The following is a 6,433-nucleotide window of genomic DNA, read 5'->3' on the forward strand; positions in this document are numbered from 1 at the left end:
CCTCCCCGACACCCCAGGCCCCATCCTCCTAGTGGACGACCGCATAGAAACCGGCTGGACGATGACCGTCGCGACCCGCCTCCTAAGACAGGCCGGCGCCCCTTCCACCCTCCCCTTGGCCCTGGCCACCCCCAACTGAGCTGGCGGAGGGTGTGCCGCCCGCGCGCCCCCGTGGGCGCGGGCGGGACGAATCGGGCCGGCCCGTGCGCGCGGCCCCGCACACGGGCCGGCGTCCGGCCCCGGCGCCGCGGCGGAGAAGGGCCGCGGCGAACGGGAGTCGGGACCCGAGCGGCGGCCCCGGCGGCCGGCACCGCCGGGGCACGCCCGGGAGCGCCGCCGCCCTTGATGGGACGGTTGGCGGCGGCAGGGAGTGGTGGCCCGAACGAAGTGTTCTAGAGGTTAGAAAACTCTGTCCAGTTGTTTGAGAGAACATCTTGAGATAAGTTCAGCGGGAAATGTCATCATTTCCCGTCAGGGTGACCGTCCGGCCATTTCGACGGGGGTTGCGGAACAGATAGTAATGTCCCTCACCGTGTCACCGACCCTTGACGCACTCCTGGACTGCCCGTCCGGGCTGCTCGATATGACGTTCGACCAAATGCGGACGCTGCTGGTCGTGCACGAGACGGGCTCCGCGCTCAGGGCCGCCCGCGTTCTGGGGCGCGAGCAGTCCAGCGTTCAGAAGCAGCTCGATACGCTCAACCGCAACAGCCAGACGCTGTGCGGCGAGGTGCTGACCGTCCGCCAGGGGCGCGGCAAGGACTTCCTCTTCACACCGACGGGGGAGGCCACGGTCGAACTGGCGCGCCTGACGTTCGAGAAATGGCTGGAGTCCATTCACTGGAGCCGCCGCCGCCTCGGCCGGATGCTGACCGTCGGCACCACCGAGTTCACGCTGCCGATCGTGTCGCGGGCGTGGAACCTGGTGTCGGAGGAGTTCCGGCAGCGCGAGGTGGAGTTCAAGGTCGCCCACGTCCGGACGAAGGATCTGTGGTCACGGCTGGAGACCCGGCAGGTCGACCTGATCTGCGGCAGCATCGTCAGCACCCCCGAGGGCGACCTGCGCCTGGAGGAGTACGAGGTCATCGAGTACGCCCGGGGCCAGGCGCTGCTGCTGACCAACCTGCCGGAGGCCGAGCTGCCGTCCACGCCGGTCGAGACCAGCCGGCTCGCCGGCGTGCCCCTGGTGGTGCCGCCCGCCGGGCTGGTCGCCGATCTGCTCGCCACCTGGTACGGGACGAGCTTCCGCGACCGCCTCACGGTGGTCGCCGACATCGACGACGTGCACTACGGCCTGTCGCTGCTGCGCTCCGGCTTCGTCCGCGGCTGCATGATCGTCACCGGCTCGATCGGCCGCGGAATGGCCGCCCAGGACGACCCGGACGCCGTCCCGCTCCGCACGATCGCGCTCCACGACGACCTGGAGCCCAAGGCGGAACTGATGACCGGCGCCTTCGTCCGCCGCGCCGACCTCGAACGCTACGACGCCGGCCACCCCCTCAACCGCCTGTGGGCCGCAGTGAGAGAAGACGTCCGCACCTACACCCCCCTCGCCTGACCCCGGCCTCCAGCCGTGCGCCCCCGTGGCGCCCAGACAGGCTGACCTGCTGCTCCGCCGCCCTCAACCTCCCTCCCTTCGCCGGACGCGTCGCCCAAGAGTGGCGGCCCGGTTTCCATCACCAGCGTGTCCGGCACCAGCGTTCACCCTCCGCTCCTGATTCAGGGGCCTTCGCGCGCCGCTCTGCGTTCCGTTGGCCGGACGCGTCGCCCACGAGCAGCGGCCGGTCTCCATCGGCGTGGCCGGTGCTGGCGTTCACCATCCGCTCTTGGTCCAGGGGTCTTTGCGCGCTGCTGGGCGTTCGGCTGGTTGGACGCGTCGTTCACGAGTGGCGGCGGGTCTCCGTCACCGGCGTGTCCGGCGTCGACGTGCATCATCCGCTCCTGGTCCAGGGGGTCTTCGCGCGCTGCTTGGCGTTCCGCTCATTGGCGGCGGCGCTGGTCGGCGTCATGCGCGTCGGGACGCTCACCGAACGCGCGTTCACCGCGGCTAGGTCGAGTTCTTGCAGTTCGCGGCCGCGTGGGCCGCGATGGCGATGCAGTCCCTGCTCAGCCGCGCGGAACGTGCCAGCATCCGGAAACCGCGGCGCAGTCTGGTGCCGTACCGGCGAGGCCACGTTCGTCGTCCGCGTGTGCGTGAAGTGTTGCGACGACGCCGTTTGCCTGGGCTTTCGCGTATCTCCAGCGTCTAGATGTCCGCCCGCTACAGCTCCACCGACGGTCAGCGCGCTCGGCGACGGGATCGAGCGGGCGTGCGGCGTGGGGTATGCGGGACCGAGGCGGTCGGAGGCGTGGGGATGAATGTGCTCGTTGGCGGGCGGTCGGCCGGTGAGGGCTTCGCGTTGATGCTGGTGCGCCGGTCGCCCTCCTGGAAGGTCCTGGGTTGAGGGCGAACCGGCGCGGGGGTTACTTGATCTGGTTGTCGACCACGTCGAGGGTGGGGCGGGCGCCCAGGTGCTGCATGGCACGGGCGGCCAGGCGGCAGCCGGCGGTCAGGGCGTCGGCGGGCTGCTTGCCGTCCAGCCACGGCGGGATGAAGCCCGCGACGAACGCGTCGCCCGCGCCGGTGCCGTCCGCGACCTTCTCAACGGGTTCGGCGGCGACGGTGACCGGCTCGGGACGGCCGTTGGTGTACCAGAGCGCGCCGTCCGCGCCTGCCTTGATCACGACCTGCGGGTACCAGGCGGTGAGGACCTTGGCGGCCTGCTCGGGCGAGTCGCGGCCGGTGAGGATCTCGGCCTCCTTGGCGTTGACGACCAGGAGGCGGGCGCCCTGCGTCCACTCCAGGAAGGGCTCGGCGCCCATCCGCTTGAGCGGGGAGGACGAGCCGCCGTCCACCGACACCGACATCTGCGCCTTGCGGGCGAGGTCGAGGGTGTGGATGGCGGCCTTGCGGGAGCCCTCGTTGATCAACGAGTAGCCGGACAGGTGCAGGTGGGTGCCCTGGGTGAACAGGTCCTTGCACCGTTCGATGTCCTCGGGGAGGAGCGCGGCGTTGGCGCCGGGGTCGGAGAGCAGCGTCCGGTCGCCCTTGTGGGTGACCATCACCACGCACGTCCCGGTGGGACGCTCCCCGTCCATGACGAGGCGGGCGTCGACGCCGTACCCCATCAGCTCCATGTCCCGGTTCCGGCCCGCGATGTCGGAGCCGCGGCGGCCGACGAAGGCGACGTCGATCCCCTCCACGGCGAGCCAGGCGGCCACGTTGGCGCCCGAGCCGCCACCGTGGATCGTCACGGCGGCAGGTGTGTCGCTCCCCTTGGCCAGGGGAAACGCGGCACGTGCCACGGTGTCTGTCATGAGATCGCCGACCACGACCACGCGCGTCATGGAGTCATCACCTCGATCAACACGGCCCGCGCGAGCGGCAATTCTGAGCGTGTGCTCGACCGTAACAGCTCTTGCGCCCCGATTAGGTCTCGAACGCGCAGCGAAACCGAGGAAGCCTGTTTTTCATGCCGCGGGCGGGCGGGAGCCGGTGCCCTACCCTCGGGTACGTGACCGAGCGTTACCCGGATCAATGGGAGGCCGACGTCGTCCTCAGCGACGGCGGGACGGCGCATCTGCGCCCCATTCGGGCCGATGACGCGGAGCTTCTGCGCGATTTCTACGCGCGGTTGTCCCCGGAGTCGATCTACTACCGGTTCTTTTCGCCGCGCCCGCACCTGTCGGACCGTGATGTCGCACACTTCACGGGCGTGGACCACGACCGGCGGGTCGCGCTGATCGCCACGATCGGTGAGGAGATGGTGGCGGTCGTCCGGTATGACCGCGTCGGTGATCAGCCGGGGGCGGTGGACGGCGACCGGCCGGAGACGGCGGAGGTCGCGTTCCTGGTGGAGGACGCGCACCAGGGCCGCGGGCTCGGGCCAGTGTTGCTGGAGCACATCGCGGCGGCGGCGCGGGAGCGGGGCGTGCGCCGGTTCGTGGCGAGCGTGCTGCCCGACAACCGCAGGATGACGCGGGTGTTCCGGGAGGCGGGGTACCGGGCGGAGCAGCGGTTCGAGGAGGGCGTGATCGAGCTCGTCCTGGACCTGGAGCCGACGGACACGTCGCTGGAGGTGATGACGGCCCGCGAGCACCGGGCGGAGTCGCGGTCGATCCAGCGGCTGCTGTTCCCGGGGTCGGTGGCGGTGATCGGGGCGAGCCGGGCGGAGCACAGCGTCGGGCAGACCGTGCTGCGGAACCTGCTGGCGGGCGACTTCAGCGGGCCCGTGTACCCGGTGCATCCGACGGCGGTGGCGGTGGCGGGCGTCCGCGCGTATCCGTCGGTCCTGGAGATCCCGGACGATGTGGATCTCGCGGTCGTCGCCGTCCGGGCGGACGCCGTCCACGAGGTCGTGGAGGAGTGCGCGAGCAAGGGCGTGCGGGGCTTGATCGTCGTGTCGTCCGGGTTCGGGGAGATCGGGGACGACGGGCGCGGCCGGCAGGAGGAGCTGGTGCGGCTCGCGCGGGCCTACGGGATGCGTGTCGTCGGGCCCAACTGCCTGGGAATCGCCAACACGGACGCGGACGTGCGCCTGAACGCGACACTGGCCCCGACGATGCCGGGACGGGGGCCGGTCGGTTTCTTCTCACAGTCGGGCGCCCTCGGAATTGCGATTCTGCAGCGGACGGCCGAGCGCGGTCTGGGGCTTTCCACATTCGTCTCCGCGGGCAACCGGGCGGACGTGTCGGGCAACGACTTGATGCAGTACTGGGAGGAAGACCCGGCGACGAAGGCCGTCCTGCTGTATCTGGAATCGCTGGGGAATCCGCGCAAGTTCGCGCGGCTCGCCCGGAGGCTGGGCCGCCGCAAGCCGATCGTGGCGGTCAAGAGCGGCCGCAGCACGCAGGGCGTCCCGATCGGGCACGCGGCGCGGGCGCTGACGCTGCCCGACCACGCGGTCAGCGCGCTGTTCGAGCAGGCCGGCGTGATCCGCGTGGAGGACCTGTCGGAGCTGTTCGACGTGGCGCAGGTCCTGGCCTACCAGCCGCTTCCGGCGGGCGACCGCATCGCGATCATCGACAACTCGAACTCGCTGGGCCTGCTGGCGCAGGACGAGGCCGTGGCCCTCGGCCTGGACGTCCGGCCTCGCATCGACCTCGGCCCGCGGGCGGGCGCAGACGACTACGAGGCGGCGCTCGCCTCGGCGCTGGCGGACGAGACGGTCGACGCCGTGGTGGCGCTGTTCACGCCCCCGACGATCGGCGGGTACGACGTGCGCGTCCCCGAGAAGATCATGCGGCTGGCGGCCCGTGCCGAGAAGCCGATCGTGGCGACGTACCTGGGCAAGGAGGGCATGCCGGCCGACCTGCGGGTGACCGGGCCGGACGGGATGCCGGCGGAGGGTTCGGTGCCTTCCTACCCGTCGCCGGAGGACGCCGTCCGGGCGCTGGCGTACGTGATCAGGTACGCGCAGTGGCGGCAGCGTCCGGCGGGGCGGACGCCGGAGCTCGACGGAGTCGACCGGGACCGCGCTCGCGCGCTGGTCGCCGCTTGGCTGCCTCCCGCCGACGTCGCCGGGGCCGAGGGCGGACCGGTGGAGGTCTCGTCCGAGCAGGCGGTCGAGCTTCTGGCCTGCTACGGCATCGACGTCGCCGTGGGCGCGGGTGGCGGCGGGGTGCCGACCCGGATCGTGATCAGGGAGGACCACTCGTTCGGCGCGGTCGTCTCGTTCGGCATCGCCGACGAGACCGCGGCCCTGCTGGACGACCGCGCCTACCGGCTCTCGCCGCTCGCGGACGTCGACGCGGCCGAGATGATCCGCGCCATCCGCACCGCGCCGCTGCTGCTCGGCCATCGCGGCGCGGAACCCGTGAACCTGGCCGCCCTGGAGGACCTGCTGCTGCGCGCGTCCCGCCTCGGCTACGACCTGCCGGAGGTGGCGCGGCTGGAGCTGAGCCCGGTCATGGCGGACGCGTCGGGCGTCACCGTCCGGGACGTGACGCTGAGCCTGGCTCGTCCACTGGGACCACGCCCCGAGCTGGGGCCCCGCCGCCTCTCCTGACACACCTCAGCCACCCCTCAGCGCGGTGCCCGCTCAGTGCGCCGGACCGCTCAGTGGGCCGGGCCACTCCGTGCGCCGGGCCGCTCCGTGCGCGGGGCCGGTCAGCTCGGCCGGGCCGATCCGTGTGGCGGCCGCTCAGTGCGCCGGGCGGGTTAGTGCGCCCGGGCCGGTCAGTGCGCTGGGCGGGTTAGTGCGCCCGGGCCGGTCCGTGCGCCGGGCCGGGTGGTGCGCCCGGGCCGATCTGTGCGCCCGGCCGGTCAGCTCGGTCGGGCCGATCCGTGTGGCGGCCGCTTAGGGCGCCGGGCTGACGCGTGCGCCGGGTCGGTCGGTGCGGTGGGTCGGTTAGCGCGCCAGGCCCGTCAGCGTGGGGGGCCGGGGGGTCTGGG

At 72.0% G+C, this 6,433-nt stretch carries 3 protein-coding genes; 2 read left to right on the top strand and 1 reads right to left on the bottom strand.

Features of this window, described 5'->3' with window-relative positions; translation table 11 throughout:
- Window positions 1-532: 532 nt before the first annotated feature.
- Window positions 533-1,558 carry a LysR family transcriptional regulator gene (locus tag E1287_RS41395; RefSeq protein ID WP_207934782.1) on the top strand — a complete coding sequence of 342 codons (1,026 nt, stop codon included), beginning with the start codon at window positions 533-535 and terminating at the stop codon, window positions 1,556-1,558.
- A gap of 905 nt (window positions 1,559-2,463) precedes the next feature.
- Here E1287_RS41395 and E1287_RS41400 read toward each other — a convergent pair.
- The gene (locus E1287_RS41400; RefSeq protein ID WP_131971292.1) at window positions 2,464-3,387 is read right to left on the bottom strand and encodes a sugar kinase; all 924 of its coding nucleotides are present in this window, start codon (window positions 3,385-3,387) and stop codon (window positions 2,464-2,466) included.
- 125 nt (window positions 3,388-3,512) lie between these two features.
- Between E1287_RS41400 and E1287_RS41405 the strand changes: the two genes are divergently transcribed.
- Window positions 3,513-6,047: a GNAT family N-acetyltransferase gene (locus tag E1287_RS41405; protein ID WP_131971294.1), complete on the top strand. Its 2,535-nt coding sequence runs from the start codon at window positions 3,513-3,515 to the stop codon at window positions 6,045-6,047.
- The last annotated feature ends 386 nt before the right edge of the window (window positions 6,048-6,433 follow it).

Origin of the sequence: Actinomadura sp. KC06 (assembly GCF_004348735.1) — a bacterium.
Classification (GTDB): Bacteria; Actinomycetota; Actinomycetes; order Streptosporangiales; family Streptosporangiaceae; genus Spirillospora.